The following is a 24080-nucleotide window of genomic DNA, read 5'->3' as shown; positions in this document are numbered from 1 at the left end:
TTCATATGCAAATTCGGGCTTTTTTAATTTATGCAGAATCTTTCCGACACAGAACCTTGGCGCACACAAGATCTCTCGGCGATCCCAATCACCACCAGAACACCCTTAAACACACGCACATCAGCCAAAACCTCACCCAAGTTTTAACCTAAAAATCCAATGAACCCATTGACAACGAATCTCATGATTTTATAATCAAACCATTACATTTCAGCCGGACTTCCGAATCTACCCGAGAATCCAGCTGAAAAATCCGCAATTATTAGAAAAATATGTGAGGTGCCGAGTATGGAAGAAAACAAACGTGATCAAACTTGGTTCGGTTTAGCCATGATTCTTTGTGGGGCGTTGGTCTCGATTCCCAGCCTGATTCTGGGTGGCAGCCTGGTTTCCGGGATGTCGCTTCCGGCCGCGATTTTAACCGGGTTGGCCGGCTATGGGTTCATCGTTTTGATGATGGTGTCGCAGGGGATGCAGAGTGTTGATCAAGGTAAGCCGGCGGTCGTGGTGGCCCAACAGGTGTTTGGAAAAGTTGGGTCGTCGAAAGTGATTTCGATTATCATTGCGATTGCGGCTTTGGGGTGGTTTGGCATTCAGGCGAATGTTGGCGGTTTGGCGGTGGCGAACTTGCTGAAGTATCTGGGTTTGCCGATTCCCGCTTGGCTCGCTTCGCTGCTGACAGGGTTGTTGATGGTGGTGACCGCGATGTATGGCGTGAAGCTGATTCGGCTGCTTGCCTACGTCGCCGTTCCGTATTTGGTGATCGTCATTCTGTATGGCTTGTGGTTCGCGTTTGCTAAGCAGGACGCTGCGGCGACGATTGCGGCGTATCATCCGAGCGGCACGGTGTCGTTTGTCAATGGCTTCTCGTCGACGGTTGGCTCGTTTGCGATGGCTGGCGTCATTGTCGGGGATTACGCGCAGTTTTCCAAAAAGCGTAGCGATGTGGTGAAGGCGGCGATTTTCGGCGTCATTCCCGCGGGCGTTTTGATGATTGCGGTTGGCGCGGTGTTGACGATTGCGTTTAAGTCGAATGACATTAGCAGCCTTTTCATGAAAATCGGCTCGCCGGTCATCGGTGGCTTGGCGCTGATTTTAGGCACGTGGAAAGTTAACGTGGTGAATGCGTATTCTGGCGGAATTGCCGTGGCGAATATTTTCAACATCCCAGAAAAGTATCGCAAGTTGACCCTGTTTCTGGTCGGTGTAGGCGGTACGATTTTGTCGATCATCGGCATTTTGAATTATTTCGAGCCAGTGATGAACATCTTTTCTGCCATGATTCCGCCGGTGGCTGGTGCGATGGCGGCGTCTTATTGGGTGATTCATCATGGTGACTTGCACAGCTGGCAGCCGGTGCCTGGCGTGAACTGGCTTGGCTTGGCCGCGTGGGCATTAGGTGCGGTTGTTGGCGTTTTGCCGGTTGTGTGGCCGGCGATCCCGAATATTCCGGTGTTGGGCATCATCCTCGCGTTTGTGCTTTATTACGCCGGCGCGAAGTTGCATCCGGAGTGGGATAAAGCTTCTGAATTGGACTAAAACGTGTACTGGTGAATGTTTAGGAGGCAATTATGCGGTTATTAGACGAAGAATCAATTGAAAACATCGCGACTGGCGCGGCCTTTTTTGGCGCAGGCGGTGGTGGCAATCCCTTTCTAGGCAAGTTGATGGCGCTGGAAGCTATTAAGAAAAATGGTCCCGTGAAGCTGCTGGACGTGTCCGAAATCAGCGATGATGATTATTTTTGTCCCGCGGCGATTATGGGGGCGCCGGCTGTGATGATGGAGAAGATTCCCAAGGGTGACGAGTTTGAGCGGGTTTTCACCATGCTGAGTCAGTATACCGGGCACCGGTTCGTCGGCACGTTTCCCATGGAGGCAGGCGGGGTGAACTCGATGGTGCCGATTGCACTGGCGGCGTCGCTGGGCATCCCCTTGGTGGACTGCGACGGTATGGGGCGGGCGTTTCCCGAGTTGCAGATGGTGACGTTCTACCTAGGCGGCGTGGCAGCCACGCCCATGGTGATCACGGATGAAAAAGGGAACGCCGGCGTGATCAAAACGATTGACGCGAAGTGGGCGGAACGCTTGGCCCGGGTCCAAACCGTGGAGATGGGCGGCAGTGCGACGGTGGCCTTGTATCCGTCAAGTGGCGCGCAGATTAAGCAAAACGGGATTCGCGGCATTGTGACACTGTGCGAACAGGTTGGTTTGCGGATTCGTGATGCCCATCTGAATCCGGCCAAGGCGCTGGCGGAAATTCTTGAAGTCACGAATGGACATTTAATTTTTGAAGGAAAAGTCATCGATGTTGAGCGGCGCACTGAACGCGGTTTTAACGTTGGCGATATTAAAATTGATGGCTTTAACGATTTTCAGGATCAGCATCTCAGTGTCTTGATTCAAAACGAGAATCTTTTGGCATTACGCAACGGGAAGCCGCTGGTGATGACGCCTGACCTGATAGAAATTGTCGATGCGGATACGTTATTGCCGGTCACGACCGAGGTCATTAAATACGGTAAGCGCGTGAAAGTGTTGGCCACCCCGGCAGATGCGCGCTGGCGGACGGAAGCAGGCATTAAAACGGCCGGGCCACGTTATTTTGGCTTCGATTATGATTATCGACCGGTTGAAGAATTAGTGAAGGAGGGGTAGCATGTATCGATTAGGCATTGACGTTGGCGGCACGAATACGGATGCGATTCTTTTGGACGACCAGCATCACGTGATTAATTCGGTTAAGCGCCACACGACCAAGGACATTCAAACCGGTATTAGCAACGCCATTCAAGCGGTGCTGGCCAATCAGCCGCTTGACCGCGATCAAATCAGCAAGGCCATGCTTGGAACGACCCAAATTACCAATGCGATTGTGGAACGCAAGCATATTGCCCGCGTCGGTGTGTTGCGCCTGGCGTATCCAGCGACCGAGGCGATTCCGCCGTACACGGCCTGGCCGGAGGATTTGGTGAACAAATTGTCAGGTGAGTACGCAATCGTCAAAGGTGGTTACGAGTATGACGGACAGATTCTGAACGAACTCGATCCTGCTGAAATCAACGCGGTGTTGGAGCAGTGGCGCGGGGAAGTCGACTCGATTGCCATCATCGGGGTGTTTGCTGCTTTACGGGTTGATCAGGAGCAGCAAGCCGCCGATCTCGTGCACGCAGCTTATGGCACCGATTTTCCGGTCACGATGTCGCATGAGGTCGGGTCACTTGGTTTAATCGAACGCGAAAATGCCGCGATCCTGAACGCCGGCCTTTTCCGCGTCATCGAAAATACCGTGGACGGCTTCGAGCAGGCGCTGGCGGCATCGGGCATTAAGCATGCTTCGTTATATCTGACCCAAAATGACGGCACCTTGATGACGGCGGCGTATGCTCGGCATTTTCCGATTCTGACGATTGGCTCCGGGCCGACGAACAGTATTCGCGGCGCGGCGTATCTGTCGCACCTGAAAAATGCGATTGTGGTCGACATTGGCGGGACGACGACTGACTTAGGCGTGCTGCAAGCCGGGTTCCCGCGCGAGTCGTCGATTGCGGTGACCGTTGGCGGCGTGGCAACCAACTTCCGGATGCCGGATATTATGTCAATCGGCTTAGGCGGTGGTTCGATCGTCCGCCAGCAGCGCGATGGTAGTGTCACGGTCGGGCCGGATTCGGTCGGCTACCAAATTACTGACAAGGCGTTGACGTTTGGCGGCAATATTATCACGGCGACCGACATTGCTGTGCGCCTCGGTTTGTCAGAGGTTGGCGATCCCGAGCTGGTGAAGCAAATTCCGCTTAAGTTTGCCCAAGCTGCGTTAAAGACCATCGGCGAGATGATTGCGGTGGCGATTGATAAAATGAAAACCAGCGCCGAGCCGGCCACTGTCATTTTGGTTGGCGGCGGTGCGATCATTGCGCCGCGGCATCTGGACGGCGTCGGCAAGCTGGTGCGCGATCCGCTCGGCGGCGTGGCCAACGCGATCGGCGCTTCGATCAGTCAGGTCTCCGGCGAATACGGCCGCATTTATCCATACAACCAGATTCCGCGCGATCAAGCCATGGCCGACGCTAAGAAAAAGGCGATTGCCGCGGCCATTGAATCAGGTGCAGATGAAGCCACGATTGAAGTGGTCGAAGTCGATGAGGTGCCGCTGGCCTACCATCCGGAGAATGCAAATCGGGTGAAGATTAAAGTGGTGGGGAATTTGGCGCGGTAAAAAAGGCTATTGCGAAGGTAGCGCCAAAAATTCGTATTAGAGACTTAATAAGCCTTGTCATTAATTGATTTGCAATTGATCAATGATTGGGTTTTTAAGACATTAGCCTTTATGAAGGCACTAATAATACTGGCAAGAAAATAAGCGGTTCATTTACACAATCGATATTCAATTTTTGCAAAACCACCACAGTTCCTTTACAAGCCGCGCGTATAAATAAACTGATAGCCAACGATCAGCGGCTGGCAGTTAGGACGGTGGATGATGGTTAGAAAAAATTGGAAATTAGCTGGAAGCCTGCTATTGATAGCAACGTTGATACTTGTTCGGTGGTTGACACCTGCCAAAGTCGCGAACAATCTAGCAAGCGGCCTCCTTGGCTTCACGCTCGTCATCGCCAGCGCTGCCACTTATCTCATCAGTGGTTATCGGCGAACAAGGTAGGTTACCACAAAATTTGATAAGCCATTAAAAAGGATGGCAATGAGCAAGACTGTTAGAAAAGTCTTCTTTGGAACACAGATCACCACAATAAGTTAACATTTACTGCTTATATGGGATTAGAACGCCACATTATGGCGAATATATGCTGAAAAGTGGGATTGAAGACCACACAACTACCTAACTTGCATTTTATCGAGTTCTTCAGCAGCACCCAATGATCCGTTGTTTTTGTTCTCCCAAAAATGTCCACTTTTACATCCCCGAAAATTGATCTATTTGAAATCTCGTGATACTATATTTGTCGCGACAAGACAAAGAATTCTAATAGTCATGAGAGCACAATAGCCGTATCCCGGCCACGGGATACGGCTATTTTTTTCACCCGCTGCAACTGACGGGCGTGTGGGTGGATGAGGCCACTGCATGGCTACCCGTCGTCCGTTCCACTTAGAGGAGGGCTTCCGGTTATCGTTTTTGTTATCACGAAGCAAGCCGCCTCCCTAACAACCTGTGGTAAACTTGCTTTAGTAGTGCTATTGCCAGTTATCCTTGCACTGACACAACCAATGTCGCTTCGTGTGGGAAAGAAGGAAAGACTCTTGAAAATCATCGCGATCGGAGACAATGTCGTTGACCTTTATCCAGCGGACAAGAAGATGTTTCTTGGCGGTCATGCTGCCAATACGGCCGTTTTTGCTACTATGATGGGGCTTGAGGCTGCTTACCTTGGCACGTTTGGTAATGATGCGCGCGGAGATTTTGCGCGGCGAACGCTTAGTGAGCTGGGTGTCGATATTAGCCATTCGCTGCAGTACGACGGCCCTAATGCCTTCACGACCATGCGACTCAGTGACGGCAAACGCCAGAAAACAGTTGGCGAACCGGTTCAGGAGCTTCAGTTGAGCCCTGATGATATCGCGTACATTAATACTTTTGATTTGGTTTACTTGAATAATGAAAGTGGTGCGGATGCCTTTTTGTCAGCCATCACGGCGCCTAAAATTTATGACTTTTCAACGATTGATGACGATCGTGTGTTCAAAAAAATTGCGCCGCAGATTGACCTTGCGTATCTTTCCGGGAAAGCCAAGTCTGATGATGATGTGGAGGCTCTGTGCCGGCGGGTTGCGGCAGCTGGTTGCGATCAGGTGGTTTGCTCGCGGGGACTTCGCGGCTCGGCGGCGCTGGTCAAGGATACGATGTCTTGGCAGCAGGCGCTTGGCGTTAAAGCGGTGGATGCGTTAGGGGCAGGGGATGCGTATATTACTTCGTTTGCGGCTACGCTATATTCCTCGAAAAAGCCGACACTTGATGCGAAAGTTTCGGAGTCGTTGAGTCATGCGACGAAGTTTTCGTCGGCACAGGTGCGTGTGCCAGGGTCGTTTGGGCATGGGGCGGCGTTGATTGCGTGACGCCGCGAGTGTGGACGTGTTTATTTACGTAAAATTTCCTCCAGACTGACCTTTAAATATCTTTGTGCAGACGAAAGAGCCGCCGACTTGTAATCGGCGGCTCCTTTGTAGCTTGACGTGGTTAGTCTGTGATCATTTTTAGATTTGATCAATATAGACTGCGAGCGTCTCAGTCGTGGCCTGACCAAGTTCTGTTGACGGCGTGTTAGTCTTGATCTAACTTTTGTCGCAACTTGGCAGCCACGGAGGAAGGCGGGTGGCCAACCTTAAGCTGAGCATTAACTTAACTATTTTAATCTTGTTCCTAAAACCCCATGGCCATCCTCGGCTCCCCAAAGCCGATTCGGCGGTCCAGAGGAAATGTGAGAAAGTTTACCCTAAACCTTTACCAACAGTTAGGTCGATTGCGGTCTCAAAGGCGGGTTTGGCTGACGTGATCAGGATCAGCCCCGCGCCTGCTTTAAAATATTGATGCATTGCGGTCGCCGGTGACCACCTCCCTTCTGTTCAAGGCAGATCATCGGGGGGAATGGGCGTGACTAAACGTCTATCCCTTCATTAATCAGTCGTTGCGGTCGCGTTTTTACGGAACTGGATTGGACGTTGCGGCTTGTGCCGGCTGGCCGGGTGTCAGTGTAAAGGTGATCACGCCGCTGTAATTGCCAGCTTTAACATCATTATCCTCAGGTACGTCCAATGTGACTTTGTTGAGGTCATAACTCGTGATCCCGCCGCCGTCCTGGCCCGTGCCGGTCGCAAATAGCGGCTGATCGCTTGTTGCCAAATCAACCGACTTTGTCCATGCTGGTGCCGCAGCGTTAGGCGTTACCAAAGTGTCCGGCACCATTTGAACAAAGGCGCCTTTCAATGTCGCACCACTACCATTCGTAATCGGCGATTCTTTTGCCGAAACCGTATAGCCCGCGCCGGTACCGCGAAAATCGCTCACCGTCAGCAGTGAACTATCAGCAGTGGTAACTGGGTCATTCAAATTGCCTTTTACAATACTTTCAACCGTGACACCTGGAAAAGCGAGCGCGCTTGGTGCGGAAAGCCCAATGGTGCCACCGGTTACTGTGACTGACGTATTAGTCGTTCCGGTATCTTCGTCTGCAGCTAAAACGACGGAGCCGGTTGTCAAACTCCCTACTAGAAGGCCAGCAAAAGTGATTCCGCTGATCCAACGTTTCTTTGACATAAAAGTCCCCCCAGACAATGTCAAAATGAAAAACTTTCTGGAACACTTTTAATTGTATGCAAGATACTTGTTAAGTTAATTAATCTGTTTCGTTAATATTGTGAATAATTACCCAAAACCGGTCTAGCAGCAATTTTCTGCAAACCATGATGGAGATTAAAACTGAACAGCGCAAAAAAGCCGTTAATTGTCTCAAATTTGGTAAAATAATTGTCAAAAATTGCGACTTGCAGTGAGAAACAAGAACAAATTCGCAGATTTATTAAAAAAGTGATGGAATGCTGGCGTGCGACTAAAGATTGCCGCTGAGAAACATGGCGTTTACATGTGAGCCGAGTCAAAAAGAATGTTGCCAAGTCGAGAATTCAGTCTGTTCGAGAAAAGGACACCGAAAAAGCACGTTTGGAAATTGGCTCAGGCAAAATAGGCCGATTTAAAAACGCCATATGGTAGACTGATTTTACGGCTGAAAAGGGAGGCGGGACGAACTCAGATGTTGAAAATTAATCGCAGTGGCTTTTGTAACTTTTTGACCGGAGCTGCCCGCATACTTGATCTTCTTGGGACCATCAATCGACGGGAGTGGGCTGACAGACAGGGGATTAAATTTGAAGATACTGATGATGTAATTAATGATGCATGGGAAACTGTCGGCAAATTGATGGCCGGTCAGTTTGGTGATTCTGAAAATGAATTTTGCGATGAGTTGCACTGACCACAAGAAGTTTTGATAGAAATGGAAAGCTGGCAAAAATCCGTGGGTCGATTCATGGATCGCTCACTCTGACGATCAACAGCTTATTCAAAAAATAGTGAAGGACTGTGATAATTTGTGAATAGCAGCAAAGATTCTCTGGTTAAACGAATGGCGTACGTTGTATTACTTTATTTTTTGTGGCAGGTTCCTTCGATCTTCTTAGAGATCATGCCAAACATACTAAGGATCTCGTCATCAATGATGCTGGCCGCTGCATTTATTTTGTCAAGTGCGGTCGTCATTTACATTACGTATCGGATTGTCTTTAAATATACGCGGAGAAGAATGATACAAAAGGTTGAGCTTCGCGACATTTGGTACATTCTTGGTGGATATGTCATTACTGTAATCGCGGACGAAGGGCTATTGGCTTTAAACGATCTGATTTACCATCAGTCAGAAACGCCTAACAACCAAATGATTAGAGAATCTTTTATGGACGCTAACTGGACAGTCACGGTTCTGCTTATTGTTGAAATAATTCTAATCGCACCGATTACGGAAGAGTTGATTTTCCGAGGCGTTGTTTTCAACTTGTTTTTTAGCCCAAATAGAATCGTGCTTAGAACATTGTTAAGTGCCGGCTTGTTTGCCGCGGTTCATGCGACCGATACCGTCTTTGGTTTCTTGGTATACGCCTTTTCTGGCATTGTATTTGCAACTGTCTATTCAAAAACCGGTAAGCTGCAGAACACCATTGTCCTTCACGTTCTTAATAATATCGTCGGAACACTAATAATCCTTCTTTTCTAAGAAGTACTTTTCTAAGAAGTACTTTAAGCTCCTGAGTTGTTCAGGGTTCTTAGATCACTACATATTTTCAGACTATTAATTCAAAAACTGCCTTAATCCCGTTTGCATCCCACCGCCTGCGCAGGTAAGCTTATTGAGAAGTGAGGCAATGATGACAGAAAAGCATGAACAACCCGATCAAACATCGCCTGAGCACCAGCAGCTGATCAAATTGCCGAATGGCGTGACGGCAAAAGGTGTTTTGCTGCAGCGCGGGATGGCGAATCTTCAAAAAGAAGCCGAGAAGGCGGATTTTCCCGCCCAGACGAAGGCTTATTTGGCGTGGATGAATGATTTGAATGGCAATCGGTTTGGCATCAAGGTAACCGATGCAGCGGACCACGTATTAGTGCGGCATACGCAATTTTTGGATGATGCGATTAAGGAGCTGGCGTATGCCGATGCGCCAGCCAATGCTGAGTTGACGCCGGATGATTATAAACCGGCGCGTAATTTCTACGTTCCTTCCGCTGGGCTGGTCGCGTTGGTGGCGGCGTTGCAGTGGGCGGCGCAGCATGAACGCCAAGATGTGGTGGTTTACAGTACCCACCGGCGTGACTTAGTGTTCTACCAACCGCGCCATCAAGCCACATTTCTCCAGCAATGGGCGCAACAACAACTCCAGTCACTGCCACCTGACTTTCGGTTTCGCATTGCCACCAAACTGGATCGTGATGCCACCCATGAAACGACCAAGCTACGAATGCAGTTGTGACAATCACTGCGAAATCTAATTGAAAGGAGGCTGGTGTACCGTGGAGCAAGCCCAAGTTTATGAAAATGTCGACCTGCAGATTATCAAGTTACTTTTTAACAGCGATAGCAGCGATTATAAAGTGTATGCCATGCGAATTTTAAATTCGAATCCTAAGTTGAAAATGACGCTGACGCAGGAAGTCACTGTGACTGGCGATATGGGCTATTACAATCGCCGGGCCATCATCACGGCTGACTTGGTTTATGATGACGCGGATTCCCTGCGTTATCGCAAACCTTCCTATAAGGTTGCGCGGCTGCATTTTGGCTTGCCCAAAGAACCGCGGCGGCAGTGGCAGCTGATCGACACGCTGCTGGTACATCAGCCCACGGTTTTGCGCCGGCTGCACGATTATTTTGCGGATGACGCGCCGATTTTGACCCTTTTTTCAAAAGATGAGATTAAGACAGCGAAAATTCCCGGCGTTGGGCCGGCGACGATTCAAAAAATTGCTACTGCCATTCGCGGCAAACTTGAAGTCGCGGTGTTGGCGAACCACTGGGGCAAAGCGCTCAGTTCCATGACGTACGAAAAAATCTGGTTGGCGTATAAAGATGCCGAGTTGGCCATGCAACACGTGGATGCCAATCCGTATGTTTTGATGCAGGTGGCGCAACTCGAGTTCAAGAAGGTCGATGCCTTCGCAAAAAGTCGCGGGGTGGCGCCGAATGATCCACATCGACTCGCGGCGGGGCTGCAATATATTTTTCGGACCGCGGTCCTGACGCAGGGACTGACTTACATTACGATTACTTGGTTTAAGGAGCAGGCGGCTACCTTATTGGGCGTCAGTACGGATGACTTAACCATGTTTGCTGATCCCAAACAGGCGTTGGCGTATGGCTTTTTGTTAAACGAGCAATACGATCTGGTCACCAGTTGCGACATGTTTGCGACAGAAGGTTCGGTGGCCAGGATCATGGCCGTGGCGCAGAAAACGGCCGAACCCTTGATTAAGCCAGCGGAACTGGATGAAAAATTGGATAAGTTTCTGGATCGCCACCAGCTGGTCATCAACGATCAGCAGCGGGCCGCTTTTCAAAACGTTAACCAACATGGATTAAGTGTGCTCAATGGCAGTGCCGGCACTGGGAAAACCTGGCTGACGAACTTGCTGGTGCACTTTTTCAATGCGCAGGCTAAAGGAAAAAGTGTGCTGCTGGCGCCAACCGGTCGCGCAGCAAAGGTGCTGGCGCGCTATACTCACGAACCGGCGGCGACGATTCACGCGTATCTGCATCTTTTGCCTGGTGAAGAACTCGATCGGTTTGATTCTGAGGCTGACTGGGAGACGTTTGGCGATGCGCGGTTGATTATTGTGGATGAGAGTTCGATGTTAACGACGCCGCTTGCGTATACGGTGTTGAAAAATGTGAACTTCAAGAAGTCGCACGTCCTGTTCGTGGGTGATGTGTTTCAGTTGCCGCCGATTGGTCCGGGAAACTTTTTGAAGGATTGTCTGGCAGATGAGCACGTCGCGGCAACGACGCTGACCCGGGTTTATCGGCAGGACAGCCAGTCAGGTGTGTTGGCGCTGGCTAACCGCATTCGTGATCGGTTGGCGTTGCCTTTTGGGCCGGATGACGATCGATATGTGAGTGGTAATGTGGCGCTATACAATCAGCGCGATGCAGGCCGGGTTTTCGACGCCGGCATCAAAGCGTATCAAGAGGCGCTTGCCAAGCATGGCCACCTGCCGGATTCGCAGTTGCTGATAGTCAACAAGAACATCGGTGCGACCGGGCGTTTGCGGTTTAATGCGGAACTGCAGGCGTTGGTTAACCCTGCCAAGGCGGGCGAGCCCGAGTACGTCAGCAGCTACGTTGATCCGGTGACCAATCAAAAACACCACCTGCGTCTTAACGACCGAGTGATGATTCTGAAAAATGACAAACATGTGGCCTTGGTTGACCCGAAAACCTGGGAACGCCGCGCTGTGTTAGGTGAAAATGGCCTCCAGAAAACCGATGAATTCGGAACGAAGCGCTGGCGTGAGACGATCATGGCGAATGGCGATACGGGTGTTGTGGCACATATCGATCCCAAGCGGCATTTTCTGGTGGTTCAAGTCGGCGATCAATATTGTTATTACAGTTTTGGCAGTGTACCGCGTGCCTTGACGCTGGCGTATGCGATTACGGTGCACAAGGCGCAGGGTGGTCAAGCCGATACGGTGATTGCGATCGTCAACGGCGCGGATCACATGCTAAATGCGCAGAGTTTTTATACAGCGCTGACGCGAACGCAGTCGCAGTTTATCTTTTTTGGCGATTTCCGAGTCTTGCTGGCGCGCACCAAAATATATCCGATTGACTCGCGCCACGACCTGCTCGGCAGTCTGCTTTCCGGGCAATTAACGGTGGACACGTTCAGTCGTTTCACGTTCGAACAGATCCTGGCCTGGCTGGATCATCAGCGGCACCAAGGCATTCAGCCGCGCGCTGCCGTCACCGCCGCCAAACCCGAAGCCGCCATCCAGCCATTTGCGGTGCGGTATGCCGAGCAGTTGGATATTCTTAATCAGGTTGTTCTGGAAACTACTAAGTTGCCGATGAAAAAGGCGACAGGGGAACGTTGATACTGATTTAAAAATGTGTCGTGCCAAACTCCGCAATCTCCGGCAGTTTGGGGCTGGAACGCTGTGGGCACGACTTCGAACCCGCAAAGTACGCGGTTTCGAAGCTCGGCCTTGTTGTAGGCGGGGCAAAAAGCGCCCCACCAACAACAATTCCACTGCTGAGCCCCAAACCGCCTACGATTGCTCCGCCTTGGCACTTGGAATTTGATCGCATTCTCAAGAATATAAATGAACCAGACAAAGGACTGCCGCATATTGCCAAATCATTTGACAATACACAGCAGTCCTTTAGTTTATCAACTCGTTTGTGCACGCCATGGCCTATTTCGCCACAAAAACCAATTCCGTTTCCGTCGCACGCTCCGGGTCGTAACGATAAGTCGGCGAATCAAACTGCGTCAATTCCGCGACTGTCGAAACTTGATGCATCGCCGCATAGCGGATCATTTCCCCGCGGGCTATTTTGGCATAAGTGGCACGGGTTTTGAGCTTGCCCTTAACTAAGTGAGCAAAGCGGACGTCGATGAAGGTGTCATCCGGCTGTAAATAAGGGCGGATGATTTTGGCGTATTCATCGGAGGCTAAGTTAATGATCGGGCCGGGGATGGCTGCCAGCGCTTGATAAAGCCGATCGCCCCAGAAATCGTATAAGTGACGGTAAGGCGGCATGGCCAAGCGCGTTTGCATTTCCAGACGGTAAGGGACAATGCCGTCGAATGGTCGCAGAATGCCATACAGGCCGGACAAAATGCGCAGATGTTGCTGAATGTAGGCCAAACCCGCATCATCTAATAAATCAGGTGCCATGTATTGGTATTGAATGCCGACGTAGCTGAAAATTGCCGGTGACTGCTGGCGCGTGACGTCACTTGTCTGCAACTGTTGATAAGCCTCCTGCGTCAGGCGGTCACTGGTTTGCCACAGCGCCTGCATTTCCGCTTGAGAAAGTTGTTGCATCCGCTTAAGCAATGCTGCGGCCTGATCACGAAACTGCGGCTGGCTCTGGACCGGGAAATCGTCTTGGGCAACCACCATTTTCTTGGCCGGTGCAATGATGAACTTCATAGAGAAAACCAAACTTTCTAAGTAGGATGAGCCATTTTCAAAAAATGGCAGCAAAGAAACCTTTAAAATGGCAGCTTAGCAATATCACCATTCGCTTGTGTCGTTGTTTGCGGCAGATGGCTGACGGCTTGCAACGTCATCAAGGTTGCGGAAAAGTCGCCATGCGCCAGCGGCAAGGTCACGCCGGCAAAATTTAGCTCTGCACCGGTTGCGGTCTTTTTGTCGTTAATCTGATACGACATGGTCGGGCGCAGATAATGCAGCAGGACATGCTGATAGTGCGGAATCGGCGCAATGACCCCAGCTGATGTCAGAACGATGGCTTTGGTTTTCGCCTCGTCGGTGATGAGCCAGCAGACCTGATCCTGATTCGGATGGCTGGGATGGAGGCGATAAAGGCTGCCATTTTGCAATTCGGCACGATTGGCTTTGTAAAAGGCAAAGCTCGCTTTGACCGCTGCGGCTTCAGCCGGACTGAGTTGGCTCGGCGGACATTCAATGCCAGTCACACCGACCAGACTCAGCAGCGCCCGTGTTCGCAGCGGCGTCACCCGCGAATCCTGCAGGTTGGGTGACATCGTAAAGTGGGAGACAAACGTTTTAAGCGGGAAGAATAACGAAAAACCGTTCATAATCTTCATGCGATAAACCGGATCGGTGAAATCGCTGGTCCACGTCTGATCGGTGTACGCCAGCATCCCGCCATCCAACCGACCACCACCGGAAGAGCAGTTTTCGATGATGAGCTTAGGAAAAGTGGCGCGTAACGTTTTCAACACGCGATACAAGCCGCGAGTATAACGGTAACCCACTTCACCTTGTTGATCCGGCGGCAAAACCGGGCTGCCGGGCTGACTGAAGTGGCGATTGTAATCCCATTTTAGATAGTCGATGTGATTCGTGCGGACCAAGTCAGTCAACACGGCAATTAAATGATCCTGCACGATGCGCTGACTGAGGTCCAACACCAATTGATTACGCGACCGCAGCGGCTTTTGCCCGACATATTGCATGGCCCAATCCGGGTGTGCCGCATACAGTTCGCTATTTTCGCTGATCATTTCCGGCTCGACCCACAAGCCGAACGCCAGCCCCCGCGCATGCAAGGCATCGGCAACTGGTCGCAAGCCGCGTGGAAACTTAACCGGATCCGGCACCCAATCACCGAGCTGGCCAGCATCGTTGGGGCGATTTTTAAACCAGCCATCGTCCACCACGATCAGTTCAACGCCCAGCGCCTCCGCCTTGGGAATCTCCGCCAGCACCTTGGCTTCGCTCACGTCAAAATAAGTCGATTCCCACGTGTTATATTCAATTAGATTCTGTCGCGGCACCGGCATGACGTGATTGGCGAAGAATTGATGGAAAATATGGCTCAGATCATTCAGGCCTTTAGTCGTATACGCAACCGCAGCCTCGGGAGTGACAAACGGCTTACCGGGCTTAAGCTGCCAGGAAAAGAGTTCCGGATTCAAGCCCATCACCAGGCGACTATTGCCAAACTGATCTACTTGCGCCGTGTAATTAAAATTGCCACTCCACAAAAGCGTAGCCCCCAGCGCCTCACCCGCAAAATCATCGGTCGCCGGTGCCGCCAAAATCGTTGCCGGCACGCCTTGAGGTCCGCTCGCCCCATAATTGCTGGCAATTGATTTTTTACCGGGTGTCAACGGTTGACGAGTAACGCTGGCCTCGCTCAGATGTGCGCCGGTCAAGGTAATGAGGTCGTACGCATGATCGTCAAAATCAAGCTGAAGACTGGCAGCATGGGTAATCGTCAGGGTGTTGTCACTCAGATTGCGGTAAGCCACTTGCTTCAGCAGCACCGGCAGATCGCCGACAATCGTGTACTTAAGGTGAACCGCCAACGTATCGGTTTCATCATGCATGGTAATAATCAACGTCTGACCATGCGGCGTCCGCGCAGTCGGCAGCGTGCCGTTAAAGTTTTCATTACCGGCCAGAATCTGAAAATCGTGAAACTTGAGATTGCCGATCAACTGGCCATGTGCATTCCGCACGGCATAAGCAGGCGTGCGATAGTCGCCACCCATCAGCGTGCTGTATTCAAGCGGCAGGGTCGTCAGCGAAAACGGCGCGGCATCATTTTGAATGTTAAACGCATGGCTGAAATCTTCCAGCTTCGCCGTCCCCGAAAACTGTTCCAGCGCCAAACCGCAATAACGCTTCACAAGGTACCCGCGAATTACCTGAATAATGTAGCTAAAAGTGGCGTTATGCAGGTGAAAAAGCTGGCGTTGCGGATCATATTCAATATTTGCCATGGGGAACCTCCTGAGAAATCTCTGGTTTTAATCTATTATAAGCAAACGGCCGGTGATTTGCTTGGCATCCTTAGCCAAACAATGGTTGACATTTTGAGATTCTGCGATGACTAAGTGGCTCCCGATACGCCAAGCTGGCTACGCGGCGATTGGGCTGGAACGTGGTGGGCACGACTTTAAGCCTCAGCAAAACCGGGCTGAGTCTTAAAGCTCGGCCTTGTACTACGCCGGGAAGACCGCCCGGCTAGTACAATTGCACCACTGAGCCCATCGCCGCTCCGCCAGCTTGGGATCTTTGCGAACTGATAATTCCAATAAGGACCGCACAGTGCAGCAGCGCGATCATTACTAACGCCCTCTGCCAGAAATCATTGTTGATAAAGTCAAACATTTTGCTTATAAAAATTATAAACAATAACTACTATAATCTTTGACCCGCCATCGGGCACTCCCGTAGAATTTTAATTGTAGTTAAGCACTAATAACGACATTATAAAATTTTTGAAGGGAGTGCATAGTATGAATGCATTTATTGGTTGGCTGAACCGGCATATTGTCCCGGTAGCAGCAAAGATTGGATCGATTCGCTGGTTAGTCGCATTACGTGACGCGTTTATCGCGATCATGCCGGCGATGATGGCCGGCGCGGTATCCACCGTCTTGAACGTTTTAATTCGGGACATCCCGACCCAGTTCAAGTGGATGGGAATCGTCGACAGCATGCAATGGCTCATCGGCATCAACGCCATGGTGTGGACCGGAACCCTGGCCATTTTAGGCCTGCTATTCGCCTTTACGTTCGGGTACCACCTAGCCGTTCAGTACCAAGTAGAACCGGTGACCGGGGGGATCGTTGTTCTCGGCACGTTCATCATGAGCCTGCCGCAAAACTTCACCTTAGCGTTAAAAGGGACGCTCGGTAAGGGCGCGACTAAACTCATCACCGATGCTGGTGGCGTTGTAGACGGCAAGAACGTCAGCATGTGGGGCTTCTTCAACTTCAACAAGTTCTTCGGCTCCTATGGTTTCTTTACCGTCATGATCATGGGCGCCCTTGCCATGACCCTCTACATCTGGTTAATGAAGAAAAACGTTACGATCCGCATGCCGGAATCGGTACCGCCAGCCATTGCCAAGGCATTCACCGGGATCATTCCCGCGACCGCCGCGTTATACCTGGCCGGCGTTGTGAATTACCTGTTCAGCGTCAACAAGACCACCGTCATCGAGTTCATTGCCACGATTGTTCAGGAACCACTTTTGAACATGTCCCAAGGTTTCTGGGCTGTGTTATTGATGACGTTACTGGTGCAGATTTTCTGGTTCTTCGGTCTCCACGGCACCAACGTCTTGGGCCCGGTTTTGGACTCGATCTGGCTAACCGCCCAAATCGCCAATATGAATGCATTCATGAAAGGCGAAGCACTGCCGTTTGTCTGGACCCGTAACGCCTTCGATCTGTATGCATGGATCGGTGGGGCCGGCAGTACCTTACTATTATTGATTGCCATCCTCATGTTCTCCAAGCGTGACGATCAGCGCACCGTGGCGAAACTCTCAATTGCGCCTGGCTGCTTTAACGTCAACGAACCAGTGATGTTCGGGCTGCCAATTGTGCTCGACCCGATTTACTTCATTCCATTCATCGCGGCACCGGTTGTCATGGTCTCAATCGCATATGGTGCACACATGTTGGGCTGGGTATCGCCGGTTAAGAACCAAATCGTGTGGTCCATGCCACCGTTTGTGAACTCAATCATCGCTACCATGGACTGGCGCGCACCGATTCTGCAAGCCGTGAATATGGTCATCGGCTTCCTGATTTATGTACCGTTCGTCAAGGCTGCCAATAAGCTGGATCCGGAACTGCACATGACCGAACCGCCAGTAGAAAAAACCAAAGAAGCAACCGATGACGATCGCAACCTAGAAGGTGATGCGATTTGAAAACCGCAACCACCGCGCTAATTCTAATTAACATTAGTATGGCAATCATCGTTTTCAGCGCGTTGATGCCGACACCATGGCGCATTGGCGGCTGTTTTCTAGGCGTCATCGCCACCATTTTCTGCACGCGCAGGTACGTCGGTCTGGTTAAAACAAAATAAATTAACGCAGTCACGATCTGGGTTGATTCACCACGCTGCATCGTGCCAAAAGGAGGCCAAGATGAAAATTATTATGAATTTACCGGTGGCACCGAACGTCTTTTTCAATCAATTGCAACAATCTGCCTTAGCCGATATTCGCCAGCACACCGGGCGTGAACCGTTGCCTAAAAGTCTGCGCGGATACAGTTATGCCAAAAATTGGCCGAATGGACGCACGGCACGGTTGACCATCACCGAGTTCGAACCTAATTCAGTCTATGCGTATGAATTGGCAACGCCGCGGGATGATTTTAAAGTCCGCTATCAGTTAACCCCACTGGAAAGCGGTAAAAGTCGGCTCGTCTATGAAGAGTCACTTGTCGCCAAAAGTGCGCGCGGTGCCGCCAATAATCGTGCCAGTGGGTTTTTGCTCGGCTGGTTCCGCAAACGGCGCTTTAAAAAAATGGCCCGCCAGATGTGTGCTACCTGAGGGCCTAACTAGTCACTGTAAAATGGAGCGAGATCTTTTGTGCCATAATCGCTGAAAGATCACGCGCAACAAACGCTAAAAGGAGGAACTATGGGCAAACTTGGCATCAGCCTCTATCCGGAACAAACAACGGTCGCGCAGGCAACTGCCTATTTAGAAACTGCGCAGCAATTCGGTTACCGCCGGCTTTTCACGTCACTGCTACAACTGTCAGGGGATCACGGTCGCGATCAGCTTGCGGTCTTCAAAGCCGTGGTGGCCAAGGCCAATCAACTCGGTTTTCAAACCATTGTCGATATTGCGCCGCCGCTGTTTAAAGAACTGGGCATTGACTATCATGACCTGAGTTTCTTCCATGACTTAGGCGTTTGGGGCTTGCGTCTTGATGAAGGCTTCACCGGTCAAGAAGAAGCCTTGATGACGCATAATCAATACGGTCTGAAAATCGAACTCAACATGAGTGCCGGGACGAATGCAATTGATGCGATCATGTCCTTTGGTCCGCGGCGGTCGAACTTACTGGGTTGTCACAACTTTTATCCGCAAGAATACACTGGCTTAGGCGACGACCGGATGATCGCCTATTCCCAAAAGTTTCGCCGGTATGGACTCCGAACAGCGGCTTTTATCAGTGCGCCGAGTGCGGATCACGGGCCGTGGCCGGTCAGCGAAGGCTTGCCGACATTGGAAAGTGACCGTCACCGCTCGATTGCCAGTCAGGTACATCATCTGCGCTTAACCGAAGTGATTGATGACGTCCTCATTGGCAATGCACTGGCAAGTGAGGCCGATTTAAAAGCAGCGGCATTGGCATTCTTTTGTCCTTATCCGACATTGCGGATGACCACTGAGCCATCGCTTGCGGATCTCGAGGCCAAAATTGCGTTCAGTGAAGCTCACCTGTATCGCGGCGATGCGTCTGACTACCTGATTCGCGATACCCAACCGCGTGTGCGTTACGCCGGGCAACCGCTTCCTGCACACGATGCCACCGGAACCTTGCGCCGCGGGGATGTCGTGGTGGTCAATGAAACTTACAAGCGTTACGCAGGTGAGTTGCAAATCGTGTTGCGTGATCTGCCCAACGATGGGCGCCGCAATAAAATCGGCCAACTGACCGATGAAGATTTGACATTGTTGCCATTGTTGAAGCCATGGCGGACGTTTATGCTAAAACGTGTTGCCAAGTAGCAACTTATTCAAGATTAATCCGAGGAGAAATTAAATTTATGCATGAAGTAAACGAAGAAACGATTATGGGCTTGATTATGGCCGGTGGTAACGCTAAAAGTGAGGCCTTTGAAGCCATTCAGGCAGCGAAAACCGGCAACTTCAGTGAAGCTGATCTTCATTTGAAATTGGCTGATGAAGCATTGGTGACGGCTCACAATGTACAGACCGAATTGCTAACGGCCGAGGCAAGCGGCGAGCATGCGGCGATTTCGTTGCTGATGGTACACGCTCAGGATCATTTAATGAATGCGATCACGTTTCGCGATTTAGCTGGCGAAGTCGTGGCGGTGTATCAGCGCTTGGCGGAAGTAACCGCAGTGACTGATTAACAATAGTGGTACGTGAAGTATCATTCATGTCCAGGAAGATAGCGCGTTAGGCCTCATTAAGTAGCAACATGGTAATATAAATCGAATCACTATTCAGCAAAAGGCTGGAGCAACGCACACCTGAGAACTCAGCAGGCGCGTTGTTCCAGTCTTTTTAAATTAACGTGTAGGACACGATAACTCGATTGCTAGTCAGGAAAGGAATTAACCCATAACTTTCCGCAGTTTACCAACCGCAATCGGCAAAGTAAGATATGGCTTGCTTTCGTCTAGATCACTTGCCACGGTCTTGGGCAGAATAACATCACTTTGCACGCCGTTGACATAGATAACCGTGTTGTCGAGGTTGAGCACGTCGCGGCCATAACGCTTGCGCAATTGGTCGCGCAGCGCGGATACGACGACGCGCTGTTGATAAATGTAGAAGCCATTGTCATCGGCCTCGGGATATTTGCTGCCGACCAGTTTCAGCTTATCCGGTGCATTGTCGAGCGGCACAAAAACCTTGCCGGAAACTTGCTCGGCTTCTTCTTCGTCAACCACACCGTCATGATTCTTGTCTTGGGCGCTAGTGGCCGGCACTACCGGCGCATCCGATCCGGTACTTTCCAATACTGCCATATGGTTCATATCCGCTGGCGTATTGAACATCTCGATTCGGATTTGCAAAGCGTCATCATCGGTGACCTCAAAATTTGCAAATCCGTGCGCTTGGCGGCCAATGCAATCCGAGTTAAGTGCCCGCAACGTTGCCCTATATCGCTTACGCATAAACCCGCCTCCATTTTTGAGTTATTTTAGGTAAACCTAACTCACCTTTAATGTTAGTCCTTTTAGACAAAAAATCAAGGCCGTGAAACATCGGGAAACATTGATATATCAATGTGGAACAGGGAAAATATGCAAGTCTGTTCGTCAAAATCGATATTATTGTAAAAGAAACGAATATTGCGCGCAAAAAAGTTAGTGATCGTTAACACCCAACATCCCAAGTGTCTTCATGTGGCTCGATCGGAACAACCCGCTATACTCGTCCTGATTTAGAAATGGATGCAACAGAGGAACAGGGATTTTGACAGAGGAAAAGAGGTCATCAACTTGGAAAAAGTTAAAGTGCTGACCATCCTCGACACGACCAGCGCCATTTAAATAATTGTGATTTTATATCATTGAATTGACCACAACCAATCATTGCTTATAATTGCATAAGCGTTGTACGATAAAAACGGCATAAGGCTAGGCCGAATCTGGCTTTAACCTAAGTGGCGTATGTCACAATAACGCGGTATGGCCAAGGCGTTTGCCGACTGTCTTGGCAGGAAAACTTGATCACAAAATAACAATTTGCCATTTTGGAAGCGTTTTCGGTGTTGCATTTAGCGCCACTGGTGTATAGTTAAATTGGAATCATTGTAATATGGGAGGTGCATTATGAGAGTCGTTATTTTCTCCACCTGTATCGTGGATCTTTTCTTTCCCAATGTCGGGGCGGCGATGACCGAAGTGCTTGAGCGGTTTGGGTGTGAAACGTTTATGCCGGTCAAACAGATTTGTTGCGGTCAGCCAACCTATAACTCTGGCTATGTGAAAGCCAGCCAGAAGGTGTTCCGCAACGAAATCGATGCGTTGTTGTCGGTGGACGCCGATTATATTGTCGGGCCAGCCGGTTCTTGTGTGAACATGTTGCGGGAATACCGGATTTTGTTAAAGGATGATCCCGAATATGCGGAAAAGGCTAAGCAAGTCGCGGACAAGACGTACGAATTTTCCCAATTTCTATATCGCGTGCTGAATGTCATCGATGCCGGAGCCGAATTGGATGCCAAGGCCACTTATCACCGTTCCTGCCACATGACGCGGTTACTTGGTGAGCGCACGGCGCCGTTTAAGCTGCTGGATCATGTGAAGGACTTGCAGATGGAACCGTTGCCGCACATCGAAAACTGTTGTGGCTTTGGCGGGATGTTCTCTGCTAAGGAGCCGGAAATTTCCAAGCAAATGGTTGATGAAAAAGTCAACGATGTGTTGAGCACAGGCGCGCAGGTTTTGATTTCAGCCGATCCGTCTTGTCTGATGAACATTGCCGGCCGTTTTTCCCGGCGAAATGAAAAGATCAAGATCATGCATATCGCGGAAGTTTTGAACCACAATGTTAATCCGGAGCGGATCAAATTCCATGAACCGCTTGGGGTCGAACAGGAGGTGCGGCCATGAGTATTTCAACCAGTGACAAGCCGTTCTTGGAGCGGGTTAAGGAATCAGAACAAGACAAATTCATGCAAGCCAGTGTCGCCAAGTCGCAAGATGCCCAGTGGGACAAGCGGGAAGCCTCGCGTAAGGAGCTCGGCAACTGGCCGCAATGGCGGGATCTAGGCGAACAGATTCGCCAACATGTCATTAAGTACTTACCGGATTATCTGGAAGAATTTAGCGATAACATCGAAAAGCGTGGCGGTCACGTTTATTTTGCCAAAACCGACAAAGAGGCGGCTGCGTATATTACGAAGCTCGCCAAGGAAAAGCAGGCACATAAAATTGTGAAGTCCAAGTCAATGGTGACCACCGAGATTAATCTTGATAAGGAGTTATTGAAGATTCCAGGCACCCAGTTGATGGAAACCGATTTGGCAGAATTTATTCTGCAAGAAGACGATTGGGCCGAGCCGACGCACATTGTCTTTCCGGCATTGGCCAAAAACCGCGATCAGGTCAAAGAAATTTTTGACAAACTCGGTTATGAAGGCGACAACGATCCGGAACATCTGGCGCGGTTTGCCCGGGAATACCTGCGTCGTTACTTCTTACAGGCAGACTTCGGGATTACCGGCTGTAATTTTGCCATCGCCGACTCCGGGTTGATTAATTTGGTAACGAATGAAGGTAACGCTGATCTGACCATGGCTATCCCGAAGACGCAGGTGGTTGTGATGGGAATGGAACGGATCGTGCCGAGTCTGAAGGAAGCCGAGACGCTGGATAACATGTTGTCGCGGTCGGCGGTTGGCCAGAAGCTGACCAGTTACTGTTCCTTCTCTGGCAAGCAAGTCGAAGGTGAAGCTGACGGCCCCGAAGACTTTCACGTGGTCATTGTCGACAACGGCCGCAGCAATGCGCTCGGTACGCCGTTTGAACCAGTGCTGCAGTGTATCCGTTGTGGCGCGTGTCTCAATGTCTGCCCGGTTTATCGTCACATCGGCGGACACGGCTATGGCTCGATTTACCCCGGACCGATCGGCGCAGTGTTGTCGCCAGTGCTTGACGGCTATGAAAAGTTCGGCGACTTGCCGTTCGCTTCCAGCCTTTGTGCCGCCTGCACCGAAACCTGCCCTGTCCGCATTCCGCTGCACCATCTGCTGATCAAGCACCGTGAAGTCATGATGGACAAGCTGAAGATGGATCATAGTTTTAGCGATAAGATTATGAAAATGGTCGGTGTCGGCACCAGCGCGCCGGTTCTCTTCAACATGGCGCTTGATATGGATCATGCGATGATGGGCGTTTTGGCCACTAAAGACCAAGGCAGCGTTGAAAATGAATATAACAGCGGCCGGATCAAACAAACCGGCATGATGCCAAAGCTGGCGCGCGGGTGGACCGATGTGCGTGACTTGCCGCGGCCGCCGAAGAAGAACGAGAACTTCCGCCACTGGTTCAAACAACACAAAGCAGCATTGGAGGCGCAAAAACATGATTGATCACAGTAATCGCGAAGACTTTTTAAATGCTATTGCCGAAAAAGCCGGTCGCCCGCGCCACCAGCTTCAGGATCATCCGTTTGAGCCGCTGAATGATCTGCCGGAAACCACGTTGTCTGGCCATTCACAAGACGAGCTGGAAGCAATCGCCAAGAAAAATAGCGAGGCCGTGCATGTGACTTTTTCCACGACGGACAAGGCTGGGCTGGCGGATGCGTTGAATGCCTACATTGAACACGACGCGCCGAAAACGCTGATTCTGCCGACAACGGATCAGTATGATGATTTTGGCCTGCGTGACTGGACGGAAACCGTTGCGCCGAAGCCGATGTATTGGACGCCGGGAAAAGGCCGCGACTTCAACTTGAAGCAGGCGGCTGCGGCTGATGTTGCAATTGGCTTTGCCGATTACCTGCTGGCTGAATCCGGGACCATTACCATTGCGACAACGTCTGGGCAGGGCCGCGGGTTCCACTTTTTGCCAACGCATTATCTTGCCATTGTTAAGAAAAGCAACATTTTGCCACGGTCACGGCAGGCGATGGATCGTTACGATGCCGCCATCAAAGCCGGTGAACTGCAGACCAGTAACATTAACTTCATCACCGGGCCATCGAACTCGGGCGATATTGAAATGACGTTGGTTGTTGGGGTGCACGGGCCGCTGGATATGACTTATTTGGTGGTTGAAGATATGTAGCAGGTAGCTCGTTAATGCGAGATGCCTGAATGAAACGGTC

The 24080-nt window shown here is 50.6% G+C and carries 21 protein-coding genes; 17 read left to right on the top strand and 4 right to left on the bottom strand.

Translation table 11 applies throughout. The features are described from left to right. Positions 1–288 precede the first annotated feature (288 nt). From LACPH_RS09550 to LACPH_RS09530, 5 genes are all read left to right on the top strand, one after another. Entirely contained in the window at positions 289–1539 is a 1251-nt protein-coding gene (locus LACPH_RS09550; RefSeq protein WP_306386770.1) for a cytosine permease, read from the top strand. 32 nt (positions 1540–1571) lie between these two features. Beyond that, positions 1572–2657, top strand: coding sequence for an S-methyl thiohydantoin desulfurase family protein (locus LACPH_RS09545; RefSeq protein WP_274784972.1), 1086 nt, complete (start codon positions 1572–1574; stop codon positions 2655–2657). A 1-nt stretch (position 2658) separates the two neighbouring features. After that, positions 2659–4215 (top strand): hydantoinase/oxoprolinase N-terminal domain-containing protein, encoded by a 1557-nt coding sequence (locus LACPH_RS09540; RefSeq protein WP_274784971.1) that lies wholly within the window; start codon positions 2659–2661, stop codon positions 4213–4215. Positions 4216–4479: 264 nt separating this feature from the next. Next, positions 4480–4659: a hypothetical protein gene (locus LACPH_RS09535; protein WP_306386769.1), complete on the top strand. Its 180-nt coding sequence runs from the start codon at positions 4480–4482 to the stop codon at positions 4657–4659. Between the two features lie 599 nt (positions 4660–5258). Further along, complete coding sequence (locus LACPH_RS09530) at positions 5259–6071, top strand: PfkB family carbohydrate kinase (RefSeq protein ID WP_274784969.1); 813 nt, start codon at positions 5259–5261, stop codon at positions 6069–6071. Positions 6072–6654: 583 nt separating this feature from the next. Here LACPH_RS09530 and LACPH_RS09525 read toward each other — a convergent pair. Further along, the gene (locus LACPH_RS09525) at positions 6655–7269 is read right to left on the bottom strand and encodes a WxL domain-containing protein (RefSeq protein WP_274784968.1); all 615 of its coding nucleotides are present in this window, start codon (positions 7267–7269) and stop codon (positions 6655–6657) included. 493 nt (positions 7270–7762) lie between these two features. Between LACPH_RS09525 and LACPH_RS09520 the strand changes: the two genes are divergently transcribed. From LACPH_RS09520 to LACPH_RS09505, 4 genes are all read left to right on the top strand, one after another. After that, on the top strand, positions 7763–7984 hold the full coding sequence (locus LACPH_RS09520) for a hypothetical protein (protein ID WP_306386768.1): 222 nt from the start codon (positions 7763–7765) through the stop codon (positions 7982–7984). 240 nt (positions 7985–8224) lie between these two features. Next, a complete protein-coding gene (locus LACPH_RS09515; RefSeq protein WP_274784966.1) occupies positions 8225–8779 on the top strand; it encodes a CPBP family intramembrane glutamic endopeptidase in 555 nt (184 codons plus the stop codon). A 148-nt stretch (positions 8780–8927) separates the two neighbouring features. Next, on the top strand, positions 8928–9533 hold the full coding sequence (locus LACPH_RS09510; protein WP_274784965.1) for a hypothetical protein: 606 nt from the start codon (positions 8928–8930) through the stop codon (positions 9531–9533). A gap of 40 nt (positions 9534–9573) precedes the next feature. Next, positions 9574–12153, top strand: a complete 2580-nt coding sequence (locus LACPH_RS09505; RefSeq protein ID WP_274784964.1) for an ATP-dependent DNA helicase — start codon at positions 9574–9576, stop codon at positions 12151–12153. A 321-nt stretch (positions 12154–12474) separates the two neighbouring features. Here LACPH_RS09505 and yaaA read toward each other — a convergent pair whose 3' ends face one another. After that, positions 12475–13218 (bottom strand): peroxide stress protein YaaA, encoded by a 744-nt coding sequence (gene yaaA / locus LACPH_RS09500; protein WP_274784963.1) that lies wholly within the window; start codon positions 13216–13218, stop codon positions 12475–12477. Positions 13219–13280: 62 nt separating this feature from the next. Next, entirely contained in the window at positions 13281–15503 is a 2223-nt protein-coding gene (locus LACPH_RS09495; RefSeq protein ID WP_306386767.1) for an alpha-galactosidase, read from the bottom strand. 519 nt (positions 15504–16022) lie between these two features. On the opposite strand from LACPH_RS09495, the gene LACPH_RS09490 reads away from it, so the two are divergent. The 5 genes from LACPH_RS09490 to LACPH_RS09470 all read left to right on the top strand — a co-directional run bounded on the left by LACPH_RS09490 (position 16023) and on the right by LACPH_RS09470 (position 19645). Continuing rightward, positions 16023–17450 (top strand): PTS sugar transporter subunit IIC, encoded by a 1428-nt coding sequence (locus LACPH_RS09490; RefSeq protein ID WP_274784961.1) that lies wholly within the window; start codon positions 16023–16025, stop codon positions 17448–17450. Continuing rightward, the gene (locus tag LACPH_RS09485) at positions 17447–17611 is read left to right on the top strand and encodes a hypothetical protein (RefSeq protein WP_274784960.1); all 165 of its coding nucleotides are present in this window, start codon (positions 17447–17449) and stop codon (positions 17609–17611) included. The genes LACPH_RS09490 and LACPH_RS09485 overlap by 4 nt, the downstream gene beginning before the upstream one ends. Positions 17612–17672: 61 nt before the next feature. Beyond that, the gene (locus tag LACPH_RS09480; RefSeq protein WP_274784959.1) at positions 17673–18083 is read left to right on the top strand and encodes a DUF3284 domain-containing protein; all 411 of its coding nucleotides are present in this window, start codon (positions 17673–17675) and stop codon (positions 18081–18083) included. Positions 18084–18173: 90 nt separating this feature from the next. Further along, positions 18174–19274: a DUF871 domain-containing protein gene (locus LACPH_RS09475; protein ID WP_274784958.1), complete on the top strand. Its 1101-nt coding sequence runs from the start codon at positions 18174–18176 to the stop codon at positions 19272–19274. A 38-nt stretch (positions 19275–19312) separates the two neighbouring features. Next, a complete protein-coding gene (locus LACPH_RS09470; RefSeq protein WP_274784957.1) occupies positions 19313–19645 on the top strand; it encodes a PTS lactose/cellobiose transporter subunit IIA in 333 nt (110 codons plus the stop codon). A gap of 204 nt (positions 19646–19849) precedes the next feature. On the opposite strand, the gene LACPH_RS09465 is transcribed toward LACPH_RS09470, so the two are convergent. Further along, entirely contained in the window at positions 19850–20416 is a 567-nt protein-coding gene (locus LACPH_RS09465) for a hypothetical protein (protein ID WP_274784956.1), read from the bottom strand. 660 nt (positions 20417–21076) lie between these two features. Here LACPH_RS09465 and LACPH_RS09460 point away from each other — a divergent pair. The 3 genes from LACPH_RS09460 to LACPH_RS09450 are packed head-to-tail and all read left to right on the top strand — an operon-like array spanning position 21077 to position 24040. Then, positions 21077–21859, top strand: a complete 783-nt coding sequence (locus tag LACPH_RS09460; protein WP_087912513.1) for a (Fe-S)-binding protein — start codon at positions 21077–21079, stop codon at positions 21857–21859. After that, on the top strand, positions 21856–23340 hold the full coding sequence (locus tag LACPH_RS09455) for a LutB/LldF family L-lactate oxidation iron-sulfur protein (protein ID WP_274784955.1): 1485 nt from the start codon (positions 21856–21858) through the stop codon (positions 23338–23340). Before LACPH_RS09460 ends, LACPH_RS09455 begins: the two co-directional genes overlap by 4 nt. After that, positions 23333–24040 carry a LutC/YkgG family protein gene (locus tag LACPH_RS09450; protein ID WP_274784954.1) on the top strand — a complete coding sequence of 236 codons (708 nt, stop codon included), beginning with the start codon at positions 23333–23335 and terminating at the stop codon, positions 24038–24040. Before LACPH_RS09455 ends, LACPH_RS09450 begins: the two co-directional genes overlap by 8 nt. The last annotated feature ends 40 nt before the right edge of the window (positions 24041–24080 follow it).

The sequence above is a fragment of the Lacticaseibacillus parahuelsenbergensis genome, assembly GCF_030770265.1.
Taxonomy (GTDB): domain Bacteria; phylum Bacillota; class Bacilli; order Lactobacillales; family Lactobacillaceae; genus Lacticaseibacillus; species Lacticaseibacillus casei.
This window is presented reverse-complemented; position numbering and strand designations above follow the sequence as displayed.